The 310-nt window shown below is 64.5% G+C and carries 1 protein-coding gene; it reads right to left on the reverse strand.

What is annotated here, in order from left to right:
• Nucleotides 1-64 precede the first annotated feature (64 nt).
• The coding region (locus tag KHA85_RS20800) for a mannonate dehydratase (RefSeq protein ID WP_213186770.1) at nucleotides 65-310 on the reverse strand (246 nt) is incomplete at its 5' end.

Consider the following 310-nt stretch of genomic DNA (forward strand, 5'->3'; position numbering starts at 1 on the left):
CTACATGAGCCGCGCCGACTAGTCGCGCCAGCGGGGCCGAGTCTCGGCCCCGTTTCATTTTCCGCTACGGCAACTCCGGGAAAAAACGCCGCTTGAGCGCCAGCTCGACGCCGCGCAGCTCCGCCAGCCCTTTCAACCGCCCGATGGCCGAATAGCCCGGATTGGTTTTCTTTTTCAAGTCGTCCAGCATCTGATGCCCATGATCGGGGCGCATCGGGATCGGCCGCCGATCGCCCGCCCGCTGCCGACGCAACTCTTCGGTCAGGATCGCTTCGATCACCGCCACCATGTCCACATCGCCCTGCAGGTG

Origin of the sequence: Dietzia massiliensis (assembly GCF_018390595.1) — a bacterium.
Taxonomy (GTDB): domain Bacteria; phylum Actinomycetota; class Actinomycetes; order Mycobacteriales; family Mycobacteriaceae; genus Dietzia; species Dietzia massiliensis.